The sequence below is a fragment of the Phocaeicola barnesiae DSM 18169 = JCM 13652 genome (genome assembly GCF_000374585.1).
Taxonomy (GTDB): domain Bacteria; phylum Bacteroidota; class Bacteroidia; order Bacteroidales; family Bacteroidaceae; genus Phocaeicola; species Phocaeicola barnesiae.
In genome coordinates, this window is sequence record NZ_KB894647.1 from 81,581 (window position 1) to 108,117 (window position 26,537).

The window sequence follows — 26,537 nt, forward strand, 5'->3', positions numbered from 1 at the left end:
TTTTAAATAATATTGTGGTTTTAAGTTTAACTTGTCAGACAAAGAAAATAAAATTGGTTTGAATAACGAAACATTTCCCAAAAATATTTATTTTCTTTTCAGATTTCTTCGGCATCTTGCGGACTTTTGGAACGTCGAGTTTACAAAAGTCCGACTTGTATTTTCATACATACATACGTATCAGCAGGCGGTTCAGCCAATTCCAGCTTATCCGGAACCAACGCCGGCTTCCCAATTGCTTTCCGCCGAAACGAAGGATGAAATCACGATAACCCAATTTACGGAATGGAAGCCCGGCATCCATGAACTCAAAATGTTCATACCCATGGTCGCGCGCATACAGCATCGCCTTCCATACCGCCAGTACACCGGGGTACAGTTTCGGGAAACTTTTCCGGAGCCCGCCGGAGAAAAGCAGATAAGCATTCCCGTTCGAAAACAGACAGACGGAACCACCGATGACACGTCCTTTGTAACGCACCGCAAACACCTTTCCCACTTCCTTGTCTCCGGACGATTCGGTCAGCAGAGACAGAAAGAAGCCTACATCCGGGAAATAATGATGGAGCTTGGAAGAATAATAATGGTACAGCATTGTGAAGAGGCTCCGTATATCGGCCTCCGATTCCACCTCCTCCATGACTGCCCCATTGGCCAGGCCCTGCTGAATCTGACGCCTCCGCGACTGGCTCATCCATTTATCGATACGCGGATGATGCAAGGAATTACGCACCCGCAACCAGCGGATAGGGAAATAACCGTTTTGCCGGAAATAACGGTAACCGAACAGCGCATCCTCCAGGTTACGGAATTCCACCATCCAGGAATATCCACCATAATAGCGGGTCAGATAGGTCAGGATTTCTCCAAAAACCTCTTCCGGTTTCCAACGGGTCCCGAAGTATTCTCCCGTACCGTATGAGAAAGTTTTATAACTGATACGCAGCCAACGTGATTTCCGACGAACGATACAAAGCAGCTTACCCACAGGCTCATCGCCGTCGTAAGCCACGGCCAGCAAAGGGCGATAGGCGTCCGTCTGTTCCAAGACCCGGAACAGCTCCGTGGAATGGAAAACATTCTTGCCAGGCAATGAAGGAATGTCTTCCGAACGACCGTATGTAGTCAGTCTCAAAGGCATATACGCAAATTTACAGTTTTTTTTGAGCAATTGATTCAGAAAACTTATATTTGTACCATAGAAAAAGAAAAAAGACATGGAAAAGTTCAGTGATTTAATTCGAACGAGACGCAGCATGCGTAAATTCACCTCCGAAGAACTGACTCAGGAGGAAGTGGTTTCTCTGCTGAAAGCCGCTCTGATGGCTCCCACCTCCAAACGGAGCAACAGCTGGCAGTTCATCGCCGTAGACGACAAGGCATGTCTGGAACGGTTGTCACACTGCAAGAAGGCCGGTGCAGACTTCCTGAAAGACGCAGCTCTGGCCGTAGTTGTACTGGCTGACCCGCTGGCCAGCGATGTATGGATAGAAGATGCTTCCATCGCTTCCATCTATATCCAACTTCAGGCGGAAGACCTGGGACTCGGAAGCTGCTGGATACAAGTACGCGAACGTTTCACCGCCGACGATACCCCTGCCGACGAATATGTACGCGAAGTACTGGACATCCCTCTACAGCTACAGGTACTCTCCATCATTGCCATCGGCCACAAAGGCATGGAACGGAAGCCGTTCGACGAAAAGCACCTGCAGTGGGAAAAGATACATATCAATAAATATGGAGGGAAATAACCGTGGCTAAGGCAACCAATCATAAAGATACCTATCAGGCTACCGCCGTACTGCTTATTTTCCTGGGGGCCTTATACCTGCTCGACCGCTGGCTGAACTTCGGTTCCTTAGGCCTTCCCTGGCTGATGCGGAAAGACATGATGTTGCTGTATGCGGCTGTCATCTTCCTCTGGTTCAAGTCAGACAAGTCTGTGGGCATCATACTGGCCGGACTGTGGCTCATCCAGAACATCGGTCTGGTGGTCTCCCTGTTGGGACAAGTTTCTTCGTTCCTGCTACCCGCTGCCTTGCTGCTGGTAGGTATCCTGCTTTATTTTTTCTCATCACGCTGACGTATGAATACACCATTTACTATTGTTATGATAGGAGCGGGTCGGGTTGCTACCCACCTGGCTCCTGCCTTGTCTGCTTGCGGTTACCGGATTCTCCAAGTGTACAGCCGGACATTGGAAGCTGCCCGGACACTGGCAGAAAAAACAGGAAGCCAGGCAACCAACAGGCTGGAGGAACTTTCCCCGGAGGCAGACCTCTACCTGGTATCGGTAAGCGACACCGCTCTTACCACCCTGCTTCCGGCTGTCACCAGCATCAATCCGCAGGCCTTGTTTGTACACACCGCCGGCAGTGTCCCGATGAATATCTGGGAAGGTCTGGCCGAACGTTACGGAGTACTCTACCCCATGCAGACTTTCAGTAAAGAACGGGAAGTGGATTTCCATCAGGTTTCATTCTTCATCGAAGCCCGCAAAGCGTCGGATACCCGACTGCTGAAAGAACTGGCGTCCGCCCTAAGCCCGAAGGTTTACGAAGCTACTTCCGAGCAACGCAAATACCTCCACATCGGAGCTGTATTTGCCTGTAATTTCACCAATCACATGTATGCAGTCTGCGAGGAACTGCTTGACCGGCACAACCTTCCTTTCACAGCCATGCTGCCACTGATAGACGAGACCGCCCGGAAAGTACATGAGCTTTCACCACGCCTGGCACAGACAGGTCCGGCCAGTCGGCAGGACCAGAACATTCTGGAAAGTCACCGGCAACTGCTGGAAACGGAGGCTCCCGACCTGACAGAAATTTATCGCCTGTTGAGCGAACACATCCAATCTTATTTACCCGAAAAATAACCTGCATTATGATAAATTACGACCTGACCAAAATCAAAGCGCTCTTCTTCGATGTAGACGGAGTACTGAGTGCGGAAACCGTTGTCCTCCATCCGAACGGAGAACCTATGCGTACCGTCAACATCAAGGACGGTTATGCCTTACAGCTGGCCGTGAAATGCGGTCTGCACATTGCCATCATCACCGGTGGAAAGACCGAAGCGGTACGTAAGCGTTACGAAGGACTGGGCATTAAAGACGTATGCCTGGGTGCCGCTGTCAAGACCAAGGAATACAACGAACTGCTTCAGAAATATCAGCTGAAGCCGGAGGAGGTACTTTACATGGGCGACGACATCCCCGACTATGAGGTTCTCCGACTGGTAGGCCTCCCCTGCTGCCCGGCCGACGCTGCTCCGGAAATCAAGGCTATCTGTACTTACATCTCCCACAAGAACGGTGGCTACGGTTGCGGACGCGATGTAGTAGAACAGGTACTGAAAGCCCAAGGCAAGTGGATGTCTCACGAAGAATCCTTCGGCTGGTAATCAATCATGAACTTCAAAAAAACAACAGAATATGCTCGAAAACCTGCAGAAATACCGCATCCGGCTGGCGTCCAATTCCCCCCGCCGCAGAGAACTCCTCTCCGGATTGGGCATCGATTACGAAGTGAAGCTACTCCCGGACATCGATGAAACCTATCCGGACACATTGAAAGGGGAAGAAATTCCTTTGTTCATCGCCCGCGAAAAGGCAGCAGCCTACCTCCCCTCCATGGAGTCGGATGAACTGATAATCACAGCCGACACCATTGTCTATGTAGATGATGAAGTATTGGGGAAACCGAAAGATGAGGCAGATGCCAGACGCATGCTCCACCTCTTGTCAGGACGTTCACACCAGGTCATTACAGGCGTATGCATCAGCACCCGTCATTTTCAGCGTGCCTTCGCGGCCACTACGGAAGTTACCTTCGACACGTTGAGTGAAGAAGAAATAGACTTTTATGTGCGTACCTATCGTCCGATGGACAAAGCAGGCTCCTACGGTATTCAGGAATGGATTGGCTACATAGGTGTCTGCGGAATGAAAGGCTCCTATTTCAACGTGATGGGCCTTCCTGTACAACGGCTATACCAGGAACTGAAGAAATGCTGAGCTTCGGGCTCTCTCTATCCGGACACAAAAAACAGGCTACTTGCTCCACAACGGGTAAGTAGCCTGATTATCTAGGGAAATAAAGATTATTAAAGGTGCGGACTAAAAATACTTTATCCAATGCCTTTTCGCGGTATACACAAGAAACACTCTGATACCCTGAATTCCAAATACTCATTTCGCTTCTACCGGTTTTTTAAAGAATTATGTAGAAGCCAATCCGCTCACAGCGCCATCGTCTCCCTTGAAGAATTTCTTCAGTTTTTCAATCAAGAGAGTGCAGACGTCACTCATTTTTTCATTGTCACTGCGATAAACGAAGTCTACATCACAAGACGGCACTCCTTCCGGCTTTCCCAGTTTACAGATATCGCCGAACAAGTGAATCTTGCCCCAGTTCTTATAATCCATAAACCGTGTCAGCAGCTCTTTCTGCCACTTCTCCATGACGATGATTACATCTGCGCCCCGCAATGCCAATTTCTTCCCGTCAGCTTCCAGTCGTCTTCCGCCCGGCGACTCAAATTCAGCCACATCGGCTGTAGTCACTTCCACATCGTTCAAGGATGATTCATGCAATTTCTCCTCGAACATACGCCCTGTAGAGAAAAGTTTTCCGGCTCTTCCCAGATCAACAAACAAGATTTTCATACCCTTAAAGATTTAAGTGAAACATTGAATCCAAGAAGGATGTTATACCCTCGCGTTGAAGATAATAAAAATAATTGAGATACGCAATAGAAATTTCTTTATTTTTTACCGAATGACAAGATTTTATTTCATTCAGACCAGTTTTACTAAAAAGAACGGTTGATGGACGCATCCTCCATCAAAGGATAAGAGAATAGGAAGCCTAAGAATGTCTTCAAATACCGATAAAATCTACGTCCTCCAAATGCGGAATATACATACTGTCTCTGCAGGACATGTATTCCACACATGGAGGACGTAGGTTCTGTATACGGAAAACCAATAAAAGAAACGCCGGAAACTATCTAAGCAAATCTTCGTACCGTTCCTCAATCGTTAGCGGATAAATTCTATCCTTATTATTCTCCAGTCCTATTTCCGATTCAACTTCCTGAAAATTACCGGCACATCCTTCATCCACCAGACCAGTATCAAACAAGACCTTCAGCTCAGGAAGAAGCTCAACAGCATGGATATCCATCAATGTAGCGGCAATCAGTCCGATCAGCGTCCCGTCACAACAGAAACGTTCTTCCAACTTTCCGTCATAAAACACCAGCAACTGACGGAACCATTCAATCACCTCTTCACGGCGTTCCGGTTGATGGAAAACAATCTGAGCAACGGCAGTCGTAACACACAGTCGTGCGTATGTATAGAATCCCGGCGTCTTCATGTACGTCATCAGTTCACCCAACCGATTCTTCCCCAACAGATAGAGAGTAGGTACATATACTTCTTCCAGGTAATCCCCGAAATGATAATCATAAAATGAACTATTCTGACGAAGTGTTTCAAGCACCAGCATCAAGGAATCGGGATATCCCAGTTCTCCCAATAACAGGATACAGTGTGTCAATACAGAATTATTTTCGTCTTCCCAACGTTCATCACTGATTTCATCACAGGTACAGCCTGTCTCGTAAAGCATAATCTGTTCCAGGTCTGCCTTCAATTCATCATGGGGTAATGCCAAAATCCGTTGTATCTGTTCTACCGGTAAACGGTCTGCATAGTCGGAATTATACAATACATCTACCAGCCATTGATGCTTCACTGTCAGCACAGCCGGATAATTGGGATGCTGATAAGAATAAGTCTCCTCCGGTACATCTATGTTCAGGTGAAATTTATCCAGAATATTATCCAATGTTTTCTTTATTTCAGAGAGAACGTACTCACTGGCTTTCCGGGGCTTTTCCATGTCGGGCAACACATACAGAAAATCGTCTCCCAAAGCCTTCTTTAACCGAGGATAATACGTAGTCAGTTCCAATTGGTCATTAGCGACCAACAGATGTTGTCCGTTCATACCGAATTCATAATCAATCAATGGAACTTCATCAGTATCCTCCTCCAGGATATATTGCATCAATTCGAAAGCAGGAGCCGGTCTTATCCCTCCTTCCTCGGCAAAAGCCACAGCCCCATAAATCAGATTATGCACTTCCTCATAATTTACCTTAGCCAGATTTCCCAGCTTCTGGAAGTCCTGAACTATTTCTTTATAGCTCGTCGAATCAACACTGAAACGGTAATCACAGTCTACTACCCCCCGGCAAAACGTGTCTACCTGAAAATACCCGAGGGTATAGGTCCCTTTGACATGACACCTGGTAACCAAAACCAGAGCTATTCCGGATTTCTGCCAATCACCAGTAAGATAACAATCACCAATAGGTAATGTACGAGCCTTCTGCCGGATATACTGCTCGGGCGAAAGGGTTTTAGTCGGCTGTCGTTTTTTTATCATAATACATTGTTTTTGTAAAGATAAAAGATTTTGATGAATAATCAATCTATTCTAACTTTATTTAATATCGTCCAAAGACATCAACAACATTCCGTCTAAGATTTTCCAACGATTGCACCTTTAAATATCCGACATCATCACACGAATGACATGTGTACCGGAAAGCAAGGCACATAATCAAGAAAAAATCTCCCTAAACTGCCTGTTACCGGATAGACTTCCAGAACTGGATGAACTTGGTATACAATCCATAACATACCAGTCCATCTGCTTCCGTCAGTTCATAATCTTCCGGGAACTCATTGGCTACCCCACGTTCCAGAACCGATACACCCAAACAGTTCTGCACCTGATTGCCACGAATCAATGCGATAATCTTCAAGTCGAATTCCTGTTCCAGATTCAGTTCGTTGATATGATAGCCCACCAGTTTCGCCGGCAGATTGAACTTGAAGACAAAATGCTCCTCATCAATCTGGAAAGGTTCCACTTCAGAATTCAGTTCCAGCAACTGCACCAGCATACGGGCCGCGTCTTTTTCAGGAGTCAAGATACGGTCCAATGAGAAAGCTTCCAATACAGTCTTGTGAACATCGTCCACGGCACGGGCATAAATATGTTTCACCTGATATTTACGGAGCAGGGAAACCACCCGTATGGAAGCCCCAAAATTCTCACCGATAGCTACAATCACCACATCGACCGTTTTCAACGGAAGGACTTGCAACGCCATCTCATCTGTCGCGTCAATCACAAAAGAGACTGCCATCTTATCCTTCAGACGGTCTACATGCAGTTCGTTCTGGTCCACTCCCACTACTTCATGTCCCAACGCAGTAAGTTCTTCGGCAAGTACACCGCCGTAATTTCCTAAACCAATAATCAGATATTTCATAATCAGTTGATAATAATGTTGTCACTTGGATATTTATAGTTCCGTTTCTTTTCCTGCTTCACCAGTCCGGCAATCAAGGTAAAGGTACCTACACGACCGATGAACATCAACAGGATATCAATGAATTTTCCGGTATTACTCAACGTCGGACTCAAGTCCAAGCTGGAGCCTACTGTACTCAACGCTGAGAAACATTCAAAGGCAATAGCCATGACCGAAGCCTGAGGTTCGCAGATACTCATGGCAAAAATACCGATGAATACGATAACCAGATAAGAAATGAGGGCTGCATGCGAGCGACGGATAGAATCCACAGACAATTCACGTTTCAGTATCACCGTATGTTCCGACCCACGTATAACAGCCCACAAATTAATCAGTATCACCGCAAAGACATTGATCTTCAAACCACCGGCAGTAGACTGTGTACCACCACCGATCATCATCAGTACCAACATCAGCAACAAAGTCTGCTTGGAAAGTGTCGTCAACCCCACACTGGCAAAACCGGCGGTACGCGGACAGGAAGAATTGAAGAAGGCATGCACCCATTTATCTATGACGGGCATTCCGGCAAAAGCATGGTTCCATTCGAAAATGACAATCACCACCGTTCCCACCAACAACAACAGGACAGTCATGATAAGTACGATTTTGGTGTTCAAGTTATACAGATGTACTTTCTTGGCGAAATGGCGTGAAGGACGCAAAATCTTCCACCGCAGATAACCGATATGGTAAGACAAAGTCTCATAAAAGTTCACCAGAATAGGGAAACCGATACCTCCCAAAGCAATCAGCAATCCTAGAATGATATACAACAGGTTATGGTTCTGCATCACCATCGGATTCCCCATTCCTCCGGGAAGTGTAGAGAAACCGGCATTACAGAACGCCGAGATGGAGTGGAACGCCGAAAAATACAGTTCCTGATGCAAAGACATTCCCAATGTACCGTGGATATTCCACCAAATCAGCAACATCCCCACTCCCTCGATGGCCAATGTAAAACCTAAAATGTACAATAAGGTAGAAAGCAATGAATTCAAGGAATTCGAACTGATCATATCCCCTACCACCAACTGGTTATAGAGAGAAGTGTTCCCCATAAAGAACATGGCAAAGAAACTAGTTAATGTCATTACCCCCAACCCACCAATCTGAATCAACAGAATGATGATAATCTGACCTTCCAACGTAAAGGTACTGGGTACATCTACCGTAACCAAGCCCGTCACACACGTAGCGCTTGTAGCGGTAAATAAAGCGTCAATCCAGGAAATGCCGTGATAAGTGGCCCGAGGCAACATCAGCAAACCGGCTCCGATCAGAATAAAGATAAAGAAACTGGAAGCCAGAATCAATGACGGGTTGGTTCGGCGCCCCAACAAACGGACCAGACTACTGGATAATTGCGACAACGACAACAGCAACAAGATACCATTCCGATAATAAGCACTGTGCAGAACCGTCCAAACCCATTCCACACCTCCCCCATGTTCCGGCCGGTGAAAAATGACCGGCACCAATGTCAAATATAACAGAATATCCAATATCCACGTCCAGACAGTAAATTTATACGAAGTACCGTCCTCCCGGAAAATAATCTGTACCGTCGTGCATATCAGCATGACCACCCAAACGGCGCGGTAAATGACTTCTACTCCCGACCGTTCTTCCGGCGAAATCATAAATCCATATTCATACACGATAGCCAAGATAAATGCGAATGCACATAAATAAGTAATTCCCATCATCCAGGTCACCAGCTGGTGCACTCTCGGCAAAAAATGTTTCTGACGATAAAGAAACAATCTGTCCCAATAGTCCATAAGATCCTTACATTAAAAAAACACTCAAATTTATTAAAAAATCATTCGCTATATTGATTTCTTGAATTAAACTTTCTGAATGGAAACGGCATTCCCCATACCAACTTCCACATAATACTAAACAAAATTTACGAAAAATTGTTGGCAGGTATCATTTAAATAGTTACTTTTGGCAAAAATCTTAAATTTGTAAGCAGATATGAGCAATAAACAGAAAAGATTCATCCTTTCCGAGGATGAGATTCCAAAATACTGGTACAATATCCAGGCTGATATGAAAAACAAACCGCTTCCGCCGCTGAACCCGGCTACACGTCAGCCGCTGAAGCCCGAAGACTTATATCCTATTTTTGCCAAGGAACTCTGTCATCAGGAACTGGACCAGACCCATACATGGATAGAAATACCGGAAGCGGTCCGCGAAATGTACAAATATTACCGAAGCACCCCACTGGTCCGCGCTTATGGACTGGAAAAAGCCTTGGGAACTCCGGCACACATCTATTTCAAGAACGAAAGTGTCAGCCCTATCGGCTCACATAAGTTGAACTCAGCCTTGGCACAGGCCTATTACTGTAAACAGGAAGGAGTAACGAATATCACCACCGAAACCGGCGCCGGACAATGGGGAGCAGCCTTGTCGTATGCCGCCAAGGTATTTGGCCTGGAAGCTGCCGTCTATCAGGTAAAAATCAGTTATGAACAGAAACCTTACCGCCGCAGTATCATGCAGACATTCGGTGCGCAGGTTACTGCATCACCATCCATGTCTACCCGTGCCGGAAAAGACATTCTGACCAAATACCCGAACCACCAGGGTTCTTTGGGTACAGCCATCTCGGAAGCCATCGAATTGGCACGTACCACCCCGAACTGTAAATACACCTTGGGCTCTGTATTGAGTCACGTTACCTTGCATCAGACCATCATCGGTCTGGAAGCCGAAAAACAGATGGAAATGGCTGGCGAATACCCGGACATGATTATCGGTTGCTTCGGAGGTGGTTCCAACTTCGGAGGCATCAGTTTCCCGTTCATGAGACATACCATCCTGGAAGGAAAACAGACACGATACATCGCGGCCGAACCGGCTTCCTGCCCGAAGCTGACCCGCGGTAAATTCGAATACGACTTCGGTGACGAAGCCGGATATACTCCGTTGCTACCGATGTTTACTTTGGGACATAACTTCCGACCGGCCAATATCCATGCCGGTGGTCTGCGCTATCACGGTGCCGGCGTTATCGTTTCACAGCTGTTGAAAGACAAACTGATGGAAGCCGTGGATATTCCACAACTGGAAACATTCGAGGCAGGTATCTTATTCGCCAAATCGGAAGGTATCATCCCGGCTCCGGAATCCTGTCACGCCATCGCTGCCACCATCCGCGAAGCTAAGAAATGCATTGAGACCGGTGAAGAGAAAGTTATCCTGTTTAACTTGTCAGGTCACGGTTTGATTGACATGACAGCCTACGACCAGTACCTGTCAGGAAACCTCAACAACTACACGTTAAGTGACGAAGAAATCAATCATAATCTGGAAGATGTTCCACAGGTAAAGATGGACTGATTTATCACTGAAACTCTGTCTTTAAATATAGAGAAGGCTGCTTCTGTGAAGATGATTTCTCGGGAGGCAGCCTTCGTCATTTTCCAGAACCTACTCAACAAATACAACAAACCAACGAACTACTCATGGAACAACTGGAACACATTACCGCTAGCATCAGTGATTTTTTATGGAGATGGCCGATGATTATTCTCCTGCTGGGAACGCACCTGTTTCTGACCATCCGCCTGCGTTTTCCTCAACGTAAGATTTTTACAGCCATCCGGCTTTCCATCCAAAAAGACAACGATTCTGAAGGAGATGTCAGCCAATTCGGAGCACTAACCACCTCTTTGGCGGCCACCATCGGCACGGGGAACATCATCGGAGTAGCTACTGCCGTAGCTTTCGGAGGCCCCGGTGCAGTCTTCTGGTGTTGGCTGACCGGTGTATTCGGTATCGCCACCAAATATGCCGAAGGTCTGTTGGCCATCAAATACCGCATCAAGACTTCGACCGGGGAAATGTTAGGTGGACCGATGTATGCCTTGGAACGAGGCCTTAAACAGAAATGGCTGGGCGGCCTATTCTGCATCTTTACGGCATTGGCGGCCTTCGGAATCGGAAACACCGTACAAGCCAATTCCATTTCGCTGTTGATGAATGAAACCTATGGAATCAATGTCCACGTAACCGGGATTGTCATTGCTGTACTGACAGCCCTGGTCATTTTCTTTGGAGTAAAAGGCATTGCCCGTGTCTGCATGGCTTTAGTACCACTCATGGCTTTGTTCTACATTGCCGGCTGTATCTATATCCTTTTCGTGAACCGCGCGTTTCTAGGAGAATCTCTCCAATTAATCATCAGTTCTGCCTTTACCCCTCACGCTGCCGGAGGCGGTTTTCTGGGAACTACAGTCATGATGGCAGCCCGTTACGGCATTGCCCGCGGACTGTTCTCCAATGAATCCGGACTCGGTTCCGCTCCGATTGTGGCCGCAGCCGCTCAAACCCGCAATCCGGTGAGACAGGCCTTGGTTTCTTCTACCGGTACCTTCTGGGATACGGTTGTCATCTGTGCATTAACCGGGCTGGTACTTGTCAGCAGTGTACTGGCATTTCCAGACATTGACTACACACAAGGGGGAGCCCTTACCAAAGCTGCATTCGGAAAGATTCCTTATATAGGTACCACGATTCTGGCTGTAGGCATTCTCACTTTTGCTTTTTCCACCATTTTAGGTTGGACTTATTATTCGGGAAAAGCCATCGAATACCTGGGAGGGAGGAAATGGGTAAAGCCCTACCGCATCGTTTGGATCATTTGCGTTTATTTGGGCTCTATCATGAACCTGCAGGTTGTATGGAACATTGCAGACAGCGTAAATGCGCTTATGGCTATTCCGAATCTGATTTCTCTGTTGCTCTTGTCTGGCGTAGCAGTAAAGGAAACCCAAAAGTACCTTTGGGAAGACAGGCTGCACGAAACAAGCCAAGAAGAAATTCCTCTTCATGACGAGGGGAAATGAGGTAATTTTCCTCTTCACAAGCCAGAAAATGCCTAAAAACACACTTTTTCGACATTTTTCTGCGATTTTTTTCGCGAAACACTTGCAGATTCAAAAATAATGCGTACCTTTGCACCCGTGATTGAGAAACACCTCAACACAAACAAAGGATGGCCCGTTCGTCTATCGGTTAGGACGCAAGATTTTCATTCTTGAAAGGGGGGTTCGATTCCCCCACGGGCTACCTAAAAACAAGATTCGATACGTCGAATCAAACAAAGGATGGCCCGTTCGTCTATCGGTTAGGACGCAAGATTTTCATTCTTGAAAGGGGGGTTCGATTCCCCCACGGGCTACTTTTCTATTTCAACTCCCTAGCAAAATTTAAATCAGAAATCTTTTTTCAATATTCTCTTATCAAACAGACAAGTGCATAAACTGTGCTTACAACAGCCATTATCAAAATGAGATTGTCAGAAGAAAAAAGAGAAGTAGTCATATTCAACAGTCATTTATATCAACTGCTGCTTAAACAAAAAAATACGCTATTTGCTGCATGCAGACAGCGTATTTTTTTGTTTATTAACGGTTACTCTTATAAATCCGAGATTAAAAAAACAAGGTGTGCGCATCAACGGCTATCCATTCGTTTTCCGATAACTCCACACCGCCAAAGCTCCAAACACTACCATAAAGCCAAGTAATTTCAGCAATTGCTGCCACAAATCGGCCAAACCGCTTCCTTTAAGGTAAACCATGCGCATCACTTCCACGAAATACGTCAACGGATTAAAGCGAGAAATCCATTGTGCCCATTCCGGCATACTGCGCACAGGGGTAAAGAGCCCGCTCAGCAACAGAAATACGATAATAAAGAAAAACTCCACAAACATAGCCTGCTGCATGGTCGAAGAATAATTGGAGACAATCAGTCCGAAACCAGAAACGACTACCACATAGATACAGGCAAACAGATAAATCACGCCCAGATTACCCACCGGTACAATACCATAAAAAAGAACAGCCAAGATGAAACAAAGACTGATAACTATCAAACCTACCACCCAATAAGGTATCAGCTTGGCCAGGATAAAGGCAAACTTACTTAATGGAGTTACATTCAATTGCTCGATAGTACCTACTTCCTTCTCACTGACAATATTCAACGAGGGTAAAAAACCGCTCAACATAGTCAACAACATCACCATCAGAGCCGGAACCATGAATCTCTTATAATCCAAGTGTGGATTATACAGATAAAGCGATGACAGCTTCACAGGGGATTCTACAGGATGAAGTTCGCTGACAAACGACTGAATGACAGAAGAAAGATAAGATGTACCGATTCCTCCTTTGGTTCCATTGATTGAGTTGGCAGAAACCTGCAATTGTACCGGCATCCCGGTAGTCAGATTCTTTTCCAGATCCACAGGAATTTCCAGAATCACATCGGCGGTGCCATTTTCTATCTCCTCCAGAGCCTGATCATAGTTGGAAACACTTCCTACCAGATTGAAATAATCGGTAGAAGCCACCTTTTCAATCAACCGACGGGAAGTCATAGACCGGTCATGATCCACCACACAGACATTGTTGTATTTTATCTCCAGATTGGCCGCCCAAGGCATAAGCAACATCATGATGCAAGGGAAAACCAGAATCAGACGAGGAATAATTGCATTCCGCCTCATCTGCTTGAATTCTTTTTCAATGAGATATTTCAGTACCATAACTCCACTCCTTATTCCAAACGATCCTTAAACTTTACCAGACTCAACACAATCAAAGCTACAGCCATCACAGACAGAATAATGATTTCTTTCCATACAGCAACCAGACCAAGCCCTTCAATCATCACCTTCTTGACAGCCAGAATATACCACTTGGCCGGGATGATATCCGACAGCCACAGCAGAACTACAGGCATACTCTCCGTCGGGAAAATCATGCCGGAAAGCAACATGACCGGCATCATCAGCACCATACCCGAAATCAACATGGCAGCTACCTGATTGTCAACCAGACAAGAGACAAAAAGCCCTAAAGCCAAGGCTACCGCAATCAAGAGGAAACTCAAGAATGCCAAAAGCAAAAGACTTCCCGCCACCGGTACATGCAACACATACACAGAAAGCAGAAGAATCGTAGTCAGGTTGATTCCAGACAGCACCAGGTATGGAACGGCCTTCGCCAAGATGATGAACACCGAACGGATGGGAGAAACCAGCAGTACCTCCATCGTTCCGGTCTCCTTCTCCCGGACAATGGATACGGCAGTCATCATGGCACAAATCAACATCAAGATCAAACCCATCACACCCGGTACAAAGTTATAGGCACTCTTCATCTGCGGATTAAACAACAGATGTGTCTGGATGGCCACCTGCGCCTGCCCTTCCTCCTGTAAAGCCGTAGCCATTACCCCTTGTGCATAATTGGCCGCCATTGTGGCAGTATTCGGGTCGGTAGCGTCCACTACCAGTTGCAATCCGGCATTCCCGGTATGATACAGGTTATTCTCGAAATCCGGAGAAAACTGAACGACTACATCCACTTTTCCCTGCCGGAAAGCATCCTCTATTTCCTGAGGATCATGCAGATAACACACCACATCGAAATACCGGTTCTCGTCCAACCGTTCCACGATACGACGTGTCGTCCGGTCGGATACCGGATCCAGTACACCTACCCGACTGTTTTTCAGCTCCGTAGAGATAGCGAAACCAAACAGTACGATCTGAATCACAGGCATTCCCAACAAGATAAGCATCGTGCGCTTATCCCGGAATATGTGATAAAACTCTATTTTAACAAAAGCCCAAAACTGTTTCATCTTAATCAGATTTACGGGTAGCCTCTCGGGCCAACCGATGAAAAACACCATCCATATCTTTCTCACCGAATGTACGCTTCAGTTCTTCCGGTGTCCCCAATACCCGGATACATCCGTCTACCATAATGGAAACCCGTCCACAGAACTCGGCCTCATCCATATAATGTGTCGTCACAAACACTGTAATGCCTCGGTCTGCCGCCCGATAAATAAGCTCCCAAAACTGACGGCGGGTCTTCGGATCGACACCTCCTGTCGGTTCATCCAGAAAAACGATTTCCGGACGATGAAACGTTGCCACCGAAAATGCCAGACGCTGCTTCCAGCCTAAAGGCAAAGACCGGACCAAGGTATCCCGTTCCTTCTCCAGTCCCAGTTCTTTCAGCACCTCTTCCGTACGCTCTCTGATGACAGTCTCATCCAATCCGTAAATCCCGGCAAAAAGACGGATATTCTCCCACACCTTCAAATCATCATACAAGGAAAACTTCTGACTCATATAACCGATGTGTTTCTTAATCTCTTCCTGCTGGGTATTGATATCGAAACCGGCTACAGTACCAGTTCCCTCCGTCGGGTACGAAAGTCCGCAAAGCATACGCATGGCAGTAGTCTTTCCTGCCCCGTTCGCTCCCAGGAAACCGAAAATTTCCCCCTTCCTGACACTGAATGAAATATGGTCCACAGCCGTAAAGTCGCCGAAACGCTTCACCAGGTCTTTCACTTCGATGGCATATTCCTGCTGCAAAACGGCCTCTTCCCGCTGTAATCCCGGCGGACAAAGAATATCGGCAAAACGTTCCAACATAACGGCAGGAGTATCAATTCCCTTCAATTCACCCTGGTAAAGAAAAGCCATACGGTCGCACGACTTGATTTCATCCAGATAAGGAGTAGATACCAGCATGGTGATTCCCTCCTGCTTCAAACGGCGGAGCATTTCCCAGAATTCCTTCCGCGATACGGGGTCTACACCCGTAGTCGGCTCATCCAGAAACAGAACGACCGGCTTATGAATCAACGCACAACTCAGAGCCAGCTTCTGCTTCATTCCCCCCGAAAGTTTTCCGGCTTTCCGTTTCTTGAAAGGCTCTATCTGCTTGTAGATAGCTTCTATCAGCCGATAGTTCTCTTGAACTGTTGTTCCGAAAAGAGTGGCAAAAAACTCCAGATTCTCTTCCACCGACAAATCGGGATAAAGGGAGAATCGCCCCGGCATATAGCCCACACAGCGGCGGATAGCCTTGTAATCCTTCACCGTATCGAATCCGTTTACTGTAATTGCCCCTTCATCGGGATACAGCAAAGTAGTCAACATCCGGAACAGCGAAGTCTTGCCAGACCCGTCGGGACCTATGATACCAAAAATTTCACCAGGCATGACTTCCAGGCTGACATGCTGCAGAGCCTGCACCTTCCCGTAACTTTTGGAAACATCGTGTATCGTTACCAGCGGTTTCATGGCTCCAACAACTTCACTTCTCCATACATACCCAACTTCAACGCCCCATCGTTCTGCACCGCAATCTTCACAGCGTACACCAGATTGGCACGTTCATCACGAGTCTGGATGGTCTTGGGAGTAAACTCGGCCTGCGAAGCAATCCACGTGATACGGCCGGGATATTCCTTCCGTTCATCCTTTCCGTAATCGGCGTAAACCTTCACTTCCTGTCCCAACTTCACCTGAGTCAGCTGGTCGGCACCCACATAGGCACGCAGATAGACATGCTCCATATCCGCCACCTTGAACAACGGTTTCCCGACAGCCGTCACTTCTCCTTCTTCCGCGTATTTAGCCAGTACCGTCCCACTCAGCGGAGACACGATCCGGCATTTGCTCAGTTGGTCGTCTACCTGCATCACCTGTACAGCCATCGCGTCACTTTCATCGGAAACCCCTTGATTGCCCTTGGTCAGCGTAGACAATTGCGCAGCCAGCTGCTTCTTCAAGACTTCAAGCTGAGACTCCAGGTCGTCCACCTGCTTCTGTGTACCGGCCTGCTGCTCCAACAGGCTCATGAAACGTTTCCGTTCCTTTTCGGTCTTGGCTATCTGTTCCTGGGTAGCCGCCACCTGCTTGGCAATATCCGCCTTCCGTGAACCGATGGAGCGCAGACTAGCCTCCAACTGCAGTTTCTTCAGATAAAGCTGGACTGAATCAATCGTCCCTACCCGCTGACCGGCAGAAAGCAAGTCTCCTTCTTCCACCTCCAGTGAAAGTATCTTTCCTGTAGCCTCGGCAGAAACCACCACCTCCGTCGATTCAAAAATTCCGGAAGCGTCAAATTCCAGATCGCCTCCTCCACAGGATGCCAACCCCATGCAGGCCACACCCATCACGATTTCTAGCACCTTTTTCATGTCATTCGTTGGTTATATATTGCAAATCATAAAGCGTCTGTAACAATTCTATCTCATGCAGCACCTTCTCCTGCCGTGCCTGGTTTTCCGACAGCACTTCCCGAAGCATTTCCGTAACCGTCAGCGTACCGTTCGTCATCTTCACTTCGGCCGACCGGCGGATATTCTCACGCAAGCGAATCCGCTCCTCGTCACTCTTCATCAACCCCCTCAACTTATCCACCTGCCTGTTGGACTGTTCCGTTTCCATCCGGCTGTTCAGGAAAAAGATTTCCTGCTGTATATCGACGTTGTGACGGTTCAGTTCAATCAGTTTCCGGTCGTTCTTCAATGTATAGAATCCACCGATATTCCAGGTCAGCTTCACTCCGGCTACATAATAGGGAGAAAAGCCTCCTTTCAGGATATTCAGCCCCGGATCGCCGTAAGCCCCCTGCACAAACAGTCCCAGCTTCGGGTAATTCTGAGCCATCAAGCCCTTACGCTGTACATCCAGACTGGTCCGTTGCAGGTCGTACAGCTTCAACTCCGGACGGCGGTTCACTCCACTTCCAACGGCAGGTATTTCCGGACGGACAAAGACCTCACCGACCGTTTCCGGCCTACCGATAAGCCAACCTAAGACTCCGGCATACGATTTGCGGAAAGCCTTCAGTTCCTCCTCGTTCTGTTCGGCTTCCAACTGTTCTACCTTCACCGCATCCAGGTCCGCCTGATTGGCCGTACCGGCATTCATACATGCCTGTACCTGTGCATGGTTCAGTTCCAACTGCTTCTTCAGCAAATCATTCTGTTCCAACTTGGCATCGCAGAGCAGCACTCCGAAAAACAGTTCATCCACCCTGTCGTTCAACGTATAAAGACCGACTTCCACTTCCTGTTGCTTGACAGCGTGCTCCGCCTGCGTAGCCTCCTTCCGGTTCCGGATAACTCCACCGTCCCAAATCAACTGGTTCACTTCCGCCGAAATCTGATACTGGTCTTTCTCCATACCGGTTTCAATCCCCGGAATATCAAACGGCAACTTTGTGACGTCCGACTGATAAGAAACCTTTCCAGATACTGCAAGCTGTGGCAGATACCCCTTTCTGATGTTCTGCAACGTAAATTCCTCGGTCCGTTTCAGCAAATCCAACTGCTTGACGGCCGGATAATTCTGCCGGGCATACTCCCGGCATTCCTGCAACGTGAGCTGAGCCATCCCTACCACCGGCAAGAACATTCCCAGCAAGCATCCGATGATTCGTCCGATTCTCATGATTTTACAATTCTTAGTCTACTCCATATCGTTTCAAAAATTTCCTCTTTTCTGTGGGCCATGAACTGCACCATTTCCTCACAATTCAAGCCTAAAATCGCCTGCATGACCGGTTGTCCGATTCCAGCCATGACATTCAGGGAAAAAATGGACATCAACAGATTGGAAGGGTTTACCTGCCGGATTTCTCCACGCTCCGCCGCTGCATCCAGCGCCTTGGTCAGATTCGCCAATACACGCCGTAAGACCGGTAAGAGAATTGGAATGCAGATTTTCCGGCGCTTCTCGTCCAGATAAATTTCATTCAAGATAAAAAACGGCAAACGTGGATTAGCCTGGATAAACTCAAAATGAACCTGGATCAGCGTTTCCAGTTGCTGGGCGAAGGGCAATTGCTCATCGAAAGCAGTATCGAGCGATTTTGCCACCAACTGTACTTTCTGCCGGAACACCTGTTCGAAAAGATTTTCTTTGGTTCGGTAATAATAATGTAGCATGGCATGCGTCACCCCTGCCCTCCTGGCTATTTCGGTCGTCTTGGCCAATACAAATCCCTTTTCAAGAAACTCTTCTTCAGCTGCTTTCAATATCAGCTGTTCGGTATTATCTTCTTTCTTCATAGCCTACTCTTTTTATTAACACCGTTGTTAAACACAAATGTAAGAAAGAGTTTTTTATCTGCAAAGAGTTCGGAGAAAAAATTACAGACAATTTTTCATCCAGCCCGAAACAATCCGCTACAGCCCCAATCGGGAATACAAACCAGCGGGCAACAAAGGAATCACAAAAGAGGAAAATCAAACCATAAATCAGACAGTTAACAGGAAAAATTCCACACAATGCCTACAGACGAACGGAACAGAAAGAAAATTCTTCAAAACGTCTAGGCGTTTCAACTCAAACGAACGGACATCTTCATTCAAACGTCCGTTCGTTTTGATTCAAACGTCCGTTCGTTTTTCTCTCCCGCCTTTCTGATTACAATCAGACCAGAAATCCTCACTTCCCTATTTGGAGAAATCCACAATTCTTTCTTACTTTGTTATGTTTTAATTAACCGAAATTGAAATTCTATGAGACCGATTCTTACTACTATCTGTCTGCTGCTCCAGTGGTACAGACAACGAAAAGCAACTGACGCACGGTGCGTTGTTCAGCCAACACAAATAGGCTCCAACTTATCCTTACGCCTTATCGGATAAACAATGACAAAACAAACAGTCAACCCATACACATTATGAATCTGAAGCATTTCCCACCTATTTTACTGAAAGGAGTAGCCGCCACCATGATTCTGCTACCTTTCGGCTGTTCTGAACAGACGACTCAGCACACAGTACGTTCAGACTATTACACACGAGGCATCGGACAATATCCGGGAAGTCCCCAGGAAGACTTCTCGCCCGAGTTACAACCGAACAGCACCTACCGGAATATCGCCCTGCTACGTGCCGCTTATCAGTCTTCCAGCTATGATTACAACCTGACCGCACAGCTTGTCACCGACGGTATCATCAGCACCCAACCTCCCCAATACCTGATTCTATCTACTCCCGATGGCGAAAAACCACGCAGAGAGCGGGAGTGGATGATTGACGAAGGTCCTTACTCACGTAATACAGCCGTAGGCGAAGATACCTACTTCCAGTTTACACTACAGAATTACAGCAAGAAAGCCGATAAAGTTCATCTGCGAGGTTCCGTCACCTACCAGGCAGACAAAGCCGGAAAAGGTTACGAACTGATATGCCTGGGTTCTGATAACGGAACCGACTGGCAGGAATTGGGGAAAATCACCGGAAACGGACTCCCAGGGAAAGCCTCCCGTTTCACCATGCACTCCGACCCGAACAAACAGAGCGAAAAAGGAGACCTTCCGGTACGGCTGCTCGACGAAGATATCACCCTTACCCAGTCTGGCGACTACAACCATTATAAAATAGCGTTGAAGATGCCGGGAGCGGCCTATTGGAACCTGACAGACCTGAATTTCTACCTCCAGAACGAACCGGTCGAACTGAAACCGTCGCAATTCTTCAACAGCACCTGGATGAGCGCCACCGGTCAGGAAGAATGGATTTACGTGGACTTAGGAAGCGTATCCACTTTCGATAAAGTCATTCTGCACTGGATAAACAAGGCCAGACAAGGAAAAATTCAGACTTCGGACGATGCCAAGAACTGGAAAGACATCGCATCTCTACCCGAAGGGGGAAACACAACGGATGAAATAGCCGTGAAAGGGAAAGCGCGCTATGTACGTGTACTGATGGAACAACCGGAAAAGAAAGGCTCCTACCTGCTCAGCGAAATCGAAGTCATGGGTAAAGGCGGACTGACTCCTACCCCGGCAACCCAACCTGCCCCGGATGGAAACAGCCTCACACTCTCAGGAGGCAACTGGAAACTGCAACGGGCTTCGGAAGTGAAGCATTCCGGCGAAGAAATTGCCACTGCCGACTTCCAACCGGAAGGATGGATTACCGCTACAGTACCCGGTACCGTATTGAACAGCTATAAGAACATCGGTGCCATCCCCGACCCGAATTATGCCGACAACCAGCTGAACATCTCCGAATCGTTCTTCAATTCCAATTTCTGGTACCGGAACGAATTTACAGTACCCGACAACTTCAAGAACGAGAAAGTATTTCTGAACTTCGACGGCATCAACTGGAAGGCTCACGTATACCTGAACGGGAAAAAGGCCGGCGATATCGAAGGAGCCTTTATCCGCGGAAACCTAGATGTAACTTCGCTCTTGAAACCAGGCACGAATGTACTTGCTGTAGAAATCATCAGGAACAGCCACATCGGAGCCATCAAGGAAAAGAACAAACAAAGCACCGATTTCAATGGCGGTATCCTGGGTGCTGACAACCCTACCTTCCATGCTACCATCGGTTGGGACTGGATTTCAACCGTACGAGGCAGAAACATCGGTATCTGGAACGACGTGAAACTGGTCACTACCGGAGCTGTAACCGTAAGTGACCCGCTGATAGAAAGCGTACTTCCCTTACCCGATACGACTTCTGTACAACTCACAGCCAGAGCCTTTGTCAAGAACCACGACAGCAAAGACATCAAAGGTGTTTTGGAAGGAAGCATCGGCGACATCCGTTTCGAACGGGAAGTCTCACTGAAAGCCGGAGAGGAACAGGAGATTGTCTTCAAGGCTTCCGACTACCCGCAACTGACCATGCGTCACCCACACCTGTGGTGGCCGAAAGGCTATGGAGACCCTTACCTCTATGATGCCAGCTTTACCTTCAAGACAGGAGATAAAGTATCAGACCAAGTGAATTACAAAGCCGGTATCCGACAGATGACCTACAACGAGGACCATCAGATACTGAACATGTATATCAACGGCAGACGTTTCATCGGACGGGGAGGAAACTGGGGATTCAGCGAATCGAACCTGAACTACCGGGCTCGTGAATATGACGCCGCCATTGCCTACCACGCCGACATGAATTTCAACATCATGCGCAACTGGGTAGGTATGATTGGTGATGAAGAACTCTACGAAGCGTGCGACCGCCATGGTATCATGGTTTGGCAAGACTTCTGGCTGGCAAACCCGGCAGACGGACCCGACCCTTATTATCCGGATATGTTCATCGCCAATGCAGAAGATTATGTACGCCGTATCCGTAGCCATGCATCCATCGGTCTCTACTGTGGACGTAACGAAGGTTTCCCACCGGAAATCATCGATAAGGCTCTGCGCCGGATAGTCCGCGACGGACATCCGGGTATGCACTATATCCCCAGCTCGGCCGATGAAGTCGTAAGCGGACACGGGCCTTACCGCATGCTTCCTGCCAAGACTTATTTCACCCTGGAAACCGGAAACGACAAGTTCCACAGCGAACGCGGTATGCCGAATGTACTCACGTACGAAGGATTCAAACGGACCTACTCGCCCGAAGGAATGTGGCCACAATCACACGAATGGGGCATGCACGACTATACCCTGGAAGGCGCACAGGGGGCAACTTCCTTCAACGAAATCATTGCCAAAGGATATGGAGAACCACAGAATGCAAAAGAGTTTGCCGAACTGGCACAATGGGTGAACTACGACGGACACCGCAGCCTGTTCGAATCCAGAAGCAAGAACCGCATGGGGCTCCTCATGTGGATGAGTCATTCCTGTTGGCCTTCCATGGTATGGCAGACCTACGATTATTACCTGGAACCGACAGCCGCCTACTTCGCCATCAAAAAGGCATCCGAACCGCTACATATCCAGTGGAATCCGGCCACCGACGAAGTGGAAGTAGTAAACTACAGTGCCGGAACACGGAACAACCTGACAGCCAAAGTACAGATACTGAACATGGATGGCAGTGTAGCCTGGGAAAAGACAGCAACCGTAAACAGCCGCGAAGATACGACCGAGAAATGTATCCGACTGGAATTTCCGGAAAACCTGTCTCAAGTCCACTTTCTGAAACTATGGCTGACAGAGAACGGAAACGTTGTTTCCGACAATTTCTATCACCGTAGTCTGGAAGAGAACAACTATCAGGCACTGAAGCAGCTTCCTCAAGTTAGCTTGAATTGTCAATCGGAAGCCAGCCGGAACGAAAAAGGCGACTGGACAGCGACTGTAACCCTTGAAAATCCGGCTTCTGTTCCGGCCTTGATGATTCGTGTCAACGTCACAGGAGATAAGGACGGCGACCAGTTCCTGCCTATCCTCTATTCCGACAATTATTTCGCCTTACTGCCAAAAGAGAAGAAAGTAATCACTATACGCTGGAAAGATGTTGATACCCGTGGAAACAATCCGATATTTAACATCTCCGGATATAATGTAAAGGAAATCAGTAAATAAAAGAAATCAATAGAGCGTATCAACGGGACTGGTATCGTCCATGCAGACTTTACCGGTCCCGTTTCGTTTTTATTACCTCATGCCAAGACATTCATGAACCGGCACATTCCGGGAATAATTCCGTAAAAGACAAAAAAAACGGTCTGCAAGCGGATTATCCACCTACAGACAGATATATCAGCATTTAAAATCGACTTATTTTGTCAACGGCTCACCAACGTTCTGTTGCAACATCATCACTTCAGCACCGTTTTCATCCATCAACACCATGGTGCCATCTGCCTGTCCTTTCGCAAAAGAATGAACCTTGTTCAAGGCCTGAAGAATCTTACCTTCAGTTTCCATATTCGGACAAGCCATCATCGTAGAAATGACCTGCGAAAAACGCAATGATGAAGGCTGGTCGGCATCCTGCTCGAAACCACCGTTGATGATATTGCAGCCGGCATTACCATGCAGGGTCTTTTCATCCACATTCAAAGAGATGAACGGAACGTTTTCTGTTTTTCCTACTTCTTCACCTTCTACATGAGAGATAATCCATTCTCCTTTCAAATCATTGACAGACACTGCCGGAGCCTCACGCTTTTCCAGTGTCAGCAATGCATTGCCTTCGGCATCAGTCAACACAACCCCCTCGGCTGTCTCATCGTAACCAGCTACTTTGTTCAAAGCTGCCAGTACTTTTGTCTCTGTTTCCATATCCGGACACATCATGCGTGTAGCGCCCACCTGAGTGAAACGGATGGTTCCCGGATGGATAGAATCCAATTCAAAGTTACCCAACAGACTGTTGCAACCGGCGTTGCCATGCAGACTCTTGTTAGCCATATCCAAACCGATAAACGGCTTTTCAGTAGCAGTCAGCTCCTGACCGTCGACAGCAACAATGTTCCATTCGCCCGAAAGGTCCACAGTAGCAACCTGCTTACTTGATTTACAACTCATCATCATGCATGCAGCCAATGCTGCAACTCCCAAAAATGTTTTTCTCATGTTATGTTTTATTTGGTTTCTTTATATACAACAGAAAAACGGATAAAATGTTCACGGAAACATTTTCTACACATCCGGTTCTCTATTCTGAAACAAAAATACGCATATCTGCCGAATACTGCATCAGGTATGGAAAATTTTTCTATCTTTGCATAGTGAACGGTAACATTTACCGGACTTATAAATGACAAGCAAATAGATAATAGATAAATGAGTAAAGTATTGATTATCGGTGCAGGCGGTGTAGGTACCGTGGTTGCACACAAAGTAGCCCAACATCCGGAAGTATTTACAGAAGTGATGATTGCGAGCCGTACCCAGTCTAAATGTGACGCGATTGTGAAAGCAATCGGTAACCCGAACATCAAAACGGCAAAGGTAGATGCTGACAATGTAGACGAACTGGTGGCTTTATTCAACAGTTTCAAACCTGAAATCGTCATCAACGTAGCGCTCCCTTATCAGGACCTGACTATCATGGAAGCATGTCTGCAAGCCGGAGTCAACTACCTGGATACAGCCAACTATGAGCCGAAAGACGAAGCACACTTCGAATACAGCTGGCAATGGGCCTACAAGAAACGTTTCGAAGATGCCGGTCTGACAGCTATCCTGGGCTGCGGTTTCGACCCGGGAGTAAGTGGAGTATATACCGCTTACGCTGCCAAACATCATTTCGATGAAATGCACTACCTGGACATCGTTGACTGTAACGCAGGAAATCACCACAAAGCATTTGCCACCAACTTCAACCCGGAAATCAACATCCGTGAAATCACACAGAACGGACGCTACTGGGAAGATGGCAAATGGGTGACAACCAAACCGCTGGAATTCCACAAAGACTTGACATATCCGAACATTGGTCCGCGTGATTCATACCTGCTTTACCACGAAGAACTGGAATCACTGGTGAAGAATTTCCCGACTATCAAGCGTGCACGATTCTGGATGACCTTCGGCCAGGAATACCTGACTCACCTGCGTGTTATCCAGAACATCGGTATGGCCAGCATCGAACCGATCAACTATAACGGCATGGAAATCGTTCCGTTGCAGTTCCTGAAAGCTGTTTTGCCGAATCCACAGGATTTGGGCGAAAACTACGAAGGCGAAACTTCTATCGGCTGCCGTATCCGTGGTATTAAAGACGGTAAGGAACGTACCTACTACGTATACAACAACTGTTCGCATCAGGCCGCTTACCAGGAAACAGGTATGCAGGGAGTCAGCTACACCACCGGTGTACCGGCCATGATCGGTGCCATGATGTTCCTGAAAGGATTGTGGAAACGTCCGGGTGTATGGAACGTGGAAGAATTCGATCCGGATCCATTCATGGAAGCGCTGAATCTGTACGGACTGCCTTGGCACGAAGTATTCGACGGCGACCTAGAACTGTAATTTCAGCTAGAAACTGTTTAGGTCCCGTTTATCAATCATTAAATTAGAATCCTCTGTAAGAATGAAGAATACTTCAACCTGATATTCTTCATTCTTACTTTATATCACCGATAAAATATGAATGTAGGAGACAAAGCCCCCGAAATCCTCGGTCTGAACGAGAAAGGCGAAGAAATCCGCCTGAGTGATTACAAGGGAAAGAAAGTGGTACTTTATTTTTACCCGAAAGACATGACTTCCGGCTGTACCGCACAGGCATGCAACTTGCGCGACAATTACGCCGAACTCCGGGCTGCCGGATACGAAGTCATTGGTGTAAGTATCAATGATGCCAAATCGCATCAGAAATTTATCGAGAAGAATGAACTTCCCTTTACCCTGATAGCAGACACAGACCTGAAACTGGTTCAGGAATTCGGCGTATGGGGCGAAAAAAGCATGTACGGACGGAAATATATGGGAACTTTCCGTACAACATTTATCATCAACGAAGAAGGTGTCATCGAACGTATCATTTCTCCCAAAGAAGTGAAGACGAAAGACCACGCCAAACAGATTCTTCAGTAAAACAACAAATGACTT

General features: G+C 47.2%; 22 protein-coding genes and 2 tRNA genes. 12 read left to right on the forward strand and 12 right to left on the reverse strand.

All coding sequences use genetic code 11. The annotated features are described in order from the left end of the window. Positions 1 to 163: 163 nt before the first annotated feature. The gene (locus C510_RS0106455) at positions 164 to 1,141 is read right to left on the reverse strand and encodes a GNAT family N-acetyltransferase (protein WP_018710524.1); all 978 of its coding nucleotides are present in this window, start codon (positions 1,139 to 1,141) and stop codon (positions 164 to 166) included. Between the two features lie 76 nt (positions 1,142 to 1,217). Between C510_RS0106455 and C510_RS0106460 the strand changes: the two genes are divergently transcribed. The 5 genes from C510_RS0106460 to C510_RS0106480 are packed head-to-tail and all read left to right on the forward strand — an operon-like array spanning position 1,218 to position 4,021. Beyond that, a complete protein-coding gene (locus C510_RS0106460; protein WP_025892441.1) occupies positions 1,218 to 1,754 on the forward strand; it encodes a nitroreductase family protein in 537 nt (178 codons plus the stop codon). 2 nt (positions 1,755 to 1,756) lie between these two features. After that, complete coding sequence (locus C510_RS0106465; RefSeq protein WP_018710526.1) at positions 1,757 to 2,086, forward strand: hypothetical protein; 330 nt, start codon at positions 1,757 to 1,759, stop codon at positions 2,084 to 2,086. Positions 2,087 to 2,089: 3 nt separating this feature from the next. Next, entirely contained in the window at positions 2,090 to 2,881 is a 792-nt protein-coding gene (locus C510_RS0106470) for a Rossmann-like and DUF2520 domain-containing protein (protein WP_025892439.1), read from the forward strand. A gap of 8 nt (positions 2,882 to 2,889) precedes the next feature. Then, the gene (locus C510_RS0106475; RefSeq protein ID WP_018710528.1) at positions 2,890 to 3,408 is read left to right on the forward strand and encodes a KdsC family phosphatase; all 519 of its coding nucleotides are present in this window, start codon (positions 2,890 to 2,892) and stop codon (positions 3,406 to 3,408) included. 31 nt (positions 3,409 to 3,439) lie between these two features. Further along, positions 3,440 to 4,021: a Maf-like protein gene (locus C510_RS0106480; RefSeq protein ID WP_018710529.1), complete on the forward strand. Its 582-nt coding sequence runs from the start codon at positions 3,440 to 3,442 to the stop codon at positions 4,019 to 4,021. Positions 4,022 to 4,225: 204 nt separating this feature from the next. On the opposite strand, the gene C510_RS0106485 is transcribed toward C510_RS0106480, so the two are convergent. The 4 genes from C510_RS0106485 to C510_RS0106500 all read right to left on the reverse strand — a co-directional run bounded on the left by C510_RS0106485 (position 4,226) and on the right by C510_RS0106500 (position 9,191). Further along, positions 4,226 to 4,672, reverse strand: coding sequence for a low molecular weight phosphatase family protein (locus tag C510_RS0106485; RefSeq protein ID WP_025892438.1), 447 nt, complete (start codon positions 4,670 to 4,672; stop codon positions 4,226 to 4,228). Positions 4,673 to 5,012: 340 nt separating this feature from the next. Then, positions 5,013 to 6,464, reverse strand: a complete 1,452-nt coding sequence (locus tag C510_RS16875) for a DUF1186 domain-containing protein (RefSeq protein WP_018710531.1) — start codon at positions 6,462 to 6,464, stop codon at positions 5,013 to 5,015. Positions 6,465 to 6,669: 205 nt separating this feature from the next. After that, complete coding sequence (locus C510_RS0106495; RefSeq protein ID WP_018710532.1) at positions 6,670 to 7,359, reverse strand: potassium channel family protein; 690 nt, start codon at positions 7,357 to 7,359, stop codon at positions 6,670 to 6,672. 2 nt (positions 7,360 to 7,361) lie between these two features. Then, entirely contained in the window at positions 7,362 to 9,191 is a 1,830-nt protein-coding gene (locus tag C510_RS0106500) for a potassium transporter TrkG (RefSeq protein WP_025892435.1), read from the reverse strand. A 199-nt stretch (positions 9,192 to 9,390) separates the two neighbouring features. Between C510_RS0106500 and C510_RS0106505 the strand changes: the two genes are divergently transcribed. The 4 genes from C510_RS0106505 to C510_RS0106520 all read left to right on the forward strand — a co-directional run bounded on the left by C510_RS0106505 (position 9,391) and on the right by C510_RS0106520 (position 12,607). Then, the gene (locus C510_RS0106505; RefSeq protein WP_018710534.1) at positions 9,391 to 10,764 is read left to right on the forward strand and encodes a TrpB-like pyridoxal phosphate-dependent enzyme; all 1,374 of its coding nucleotides are present in this window, start codon (positions 9,391 to 9,393) and stop codon (positions 10,762 to 10,764) included. A gap of 125 nt (positions 10,765 to 10,889) precedes the next feature. After that, positions 10,890 to 12,272, forward strand: a complete 1,383-nt coding sequence (locus C510_RS0106510; RefSeq protein WP_018710535.1) for an alanine/glycine:cation symporter family protein — start codon at positions 10,890 to 10,892, stop codon at positions 12,270 to 12,272. A 151-nt stretch (positions 12,273 to 12,423) separates the two neighbouring features. Then, positions 12,424 to 12,495, forward strand: a tRNA-Glu gene (locus C510_RS0106515). A gap of 40 nt (positions 12,496 to 12,535) precedes the next feature. Beyond that, a tRNA-Glu gene (locus tag C510_RS0106520) sits at positions 12,536 to 12,607 on the forward strand. A 282-nt stretch (positions 12,608 to 12,889) separates the two neighbouring features. Here the strand turns inward: C510_RS0106520 and C510_RS0106525 are convergent. From C510_RS0106525 to C510_RS0106550, 6 genes are read right to left on the reverse strand one after another with little or no spacing between them, the layout of a single operon-like run. After that, positions 12,890 to 13,981 (reverse strand): ABC transporter permease, encoded by a 1,092-nt coding sequence (locus C510_RS0106525; protein WP_018710536.1) that lies wholly within the window; start codon positions 13,979 to 13,981, stop codon positions 12,890 to 12,892. 11 nt (positions 13,982 to 13,992) lie between these two features. After that, positions 13,993 to 15,084 (reverse strand): ABC transporter permease, encoded by a 1,092-nt coding sequence (locus tag C510_RS0106530; protein ID WP_025892434.1) that lies wholly within the window; start codon positions 15,082 to 15,084, stop codon positions 13,993 to 13,995. Between the two features lies 1 nt (position 15,085). Beyond that, entirely contained in the window at positions 15,086 to 16,546 is a 1,461-nt protein-coding gene (locus tag C510_RS0106535; protein WP_018710538.1) for an ATP-binding cassette domain-containing protein, read from the reverse strand. Then, positions 16,543 to 17,448, reverse strand: a complete 906-nt coding sequence (locus tag C510_RS0106540) for an HlyD family secretion protein (protein WP_025892433.1) — start codon at positions 17,446 to 17,448, stop codon at positions 16,543 to 16,545. Before C510_RS0106540 ends, C510_RS0106535 begins: the two co-directional genes overlap by 4 nt. Before the next feature lies 1 nt (position 17,449). After that, positions 17,450 to 18,706 (reverse strand): TolC family protein, encoded by a 1,257-nt coding sequence (locus C510_RS0106545; RefSeq protein WP_018710540.1) that lies wholly within the window; start codon positions 18,704 to 18,706, stop codon positions 17,450 to 17,452. Then, the gene (locus tag C510_RS0106550; RefSeq protein WP_018710541.1) at positions 18,703 to 19,326 is read right to left on the reverse strand and encodes a TetR/AcrR family transcriptional regulator; all 624 of its coding nucleotides are present in this window, start codon (positions 19,324 to 19,326) and stop codon (positions 18,703 to 18,705) included. The genes C510_RS0106545 and C510_RS0106550 overlap by 4 nt, the downstream gene beginning before the upstream one ends. A 617-nt stretch (positions 19,327 to 19,943) precedes the next feature. On the opposite strand from C510_RS0106550, the gene C510_RS0106555 reads away from it, so the two are divergent. Then, positions 19,944 to 23,555 (forward strand): glycosyl hydrolase 2 galactose-binding domain-containing protein, encoded by a 3,612-nt coding sequence (locus C510_RS0106555; RefSeq protein ID WP_018710542.1) that lies wholly within the window; start codon positions 19,944 to 19,946, stop codon positions 23,553 to 23,555. A gap of 195 nt (positions 23,556 to 23,750) precedes the next feature. Here C510_RS0106555 and C510_RS0106560 read toward each other — a convergent pair whose 3' ends face one another. Beyond that, positions 23,751 to 24,551: an META domain-containing protein gene (locus tag C510_RS0106560; protein WP_025892431.1), complete on the reverse strand. Its 801-nt coding sequence runs from the start codon at positions 24,549 to 24,551 to the stop codon at positions 23,751 to 23,753. 210 nt (positions 24,552 to 24,761) lie between these two features. Here C510_RS0106560 and C510_RS0106570 point away from each other — a divergent pair, with 210 nt between their 5' ends. Together C510_RS0106570 and bcp are read left to right on the forward strand one after the other, a co-directional pair. Next, the gene (locus tag C510_RS0106570; RefSeq protein WP_018710545.1) at positions 24,762 to 25,955 is read left to right on the forward strand and encodes a saccharopine dehydrogenase family protein; all 1,194 of its coding nucleotides are present in this window, start codon (positions 24,762 to 24,764) and stop codon (positions 25,953 to 25,955) included. A gap of 117 nt (positions 25,956 to 26,072) precedes the next feature. Next, positions 26,073 to 26,522 (forward strand): thioredoxin-dependent thiol peroxidase, encoded by a 450-nt coding sequence (gene bcp / locus C510_RS0106575; protein WP_018710546.1) that lies wholly within the window; start codon positions 26,073 to 26,075, stop codon positions 26,520 to 26,522. Positions 26,523 to 26,537: the final 15 nt, after the last annotated feature.

Excerpts from the sequence above, each read along its gene's own strand:
- C510_RS0106455 (WP_018710524.1), bottom strand. The coding sequence starts at position 1,141 with ATGCCTTTGAGACTGACTACATACGGTCGTTCGGAAGACATTCCTTCA.
- C510_RS0106460 (WP_025892441.1), top strand. The coding sequence starts at position 1,218 with ATGGAAAAGTTCAGTGATTTAATTCGAACGAGACGCAGCATGCGTAAA.
- C510_RS0106470 (WP_025892439.1), top strand. The coding sequence starts at position 2,090 with ATGAATACACCATTTACTATTGTTATGATAGGAGCGGGTCGGGTTGCT.
- C510_RS0106475 (WP_018710528.1), top strand. The coding sequence starts at position 2,890 with ATGATAAATTACGACCTGACCAAAATCAAAGCGCTCTTCTTCGATGTA.
- C510_RS0106480 (WP_018710529.1), top strand. The coding sequence starts at position 3,440 with ATGCTCGAAAACCTGCAGAAATACCGCATCCGGCTGGCGTCCAATTCC.
- C510_RS0106485 (WP_025892438.1), bottom strand. The coding sequence starts at position 4,672 with ATGAAAATCTTGTTTGTTGATCTGGGAAGAGCCGGAAAACTTTTCTCT.
- C510_RS16875 (WP_018710531.1), bottom strand. The coding sequence starts at position 6,464 with ATGATAAAAAAACGACAGCCGACTAAAACCCTTTCGCCCGAGCAGTAT.
- C510_RS0106495 (WP_018710532.1), bottom strand. The coding sequence starts at position 7,359 with ATGAAATATCTGATTATTGGTTTAGGAAATTACGGCGGTGTACTTGCC.
- C510_RS0106500 (WP_025892435.1), bottom strand. The coding sequence starts at position 9,191 with ATGGACTATTGGGACAGATTGTTTCTTTATCGTCAGAAACATTTTTTG.
- C510_RS0106505 (WP_018710534.1), top strand. The coding sequence starts at position 9,391 with ATGAGCAATAAACAGAAAAGATTCATCCTTTCCGAGGATGAGATTCCA.
- C510_RS0106510 (WP_018710535.1), top strand. The coding sequence starts at position 10,890 with ATGGAACAACTGGAACACATTACCGCTAGCATCAGTGATTTTTTATGG.
- C510_RS0106525 (WP_018710536.1), bottom strand. The coding sequence starts at position 13,981 with ATGGTACTGAAATATCTCATTGAAAAAGAATTCAAGCAGATGAGGCGG.
- C510_RS0106530 (WP_025892434.1), bottom strand. The coding sequence starts at position 15,084 with ATGAAACAGTTTTGGGCTTTTGTTAAAATAGAGTTTTATCACATATTC.
- C510_RS0106535 (WP_018710538.1), bottom strand. The coding sequence starts at position 16,546 with ATGAAACCGCTGGTAACGATACACGATGTTTCCAAAAGTTACGGGAAG.
- C510_RS0106540 (WP_025892433.1), bottom strand. The coding sequence starts at position 17,448 with ATGAAAAAGGTGCTAGAAATCGTGATGGGTGTGGCCTGCATGGGGTTG.
- C510_RS0106545 (WP_018710540.1), bottom strand. The coding sequence starts at position 18,706 with ATGAGAATCGGACGAATCATCGGATGCTTGCTGGGAATGTTCTTGCCG.
- C510_RS0106550 (WP_018710541.1), bottom strand. The coding sequence starts at position 19,326 with ATGAAGAAAGAAGATAATACCGAACAGCTGATATTGAAAGCAGCTGAA.
- C510_RS0106555 (WP_018710542.1), top strand. The coding sequence starts at position 19,944 with ATGAATCTGAAGCATTTCCCACCTATTTTACTGAAAGGAGTAGCCGCC.
- C510_RS0106560 (WP_025892431.1), bottom strand. The coding sequence starts at position 24,551 with ATGAGAAAAACATTTTTGGGAGTTGCAGCATTGGCTGCATGCATGATG.
- C510_RS0106570 (WP_018710545.1), top strand. The coding sequence starts at position 24,762 with ATGAGTAAAGTATTGATTATCGGTGCAGGCGGTGTAGGTACCGTGGTT.
- bcp (WP_018710546.1), top strand. The coding sequence starts at position 26,073 with ATGAATGTAGGAGACAAAGCCCCCGAAATCCTCGGTCTGAACGAGAAA.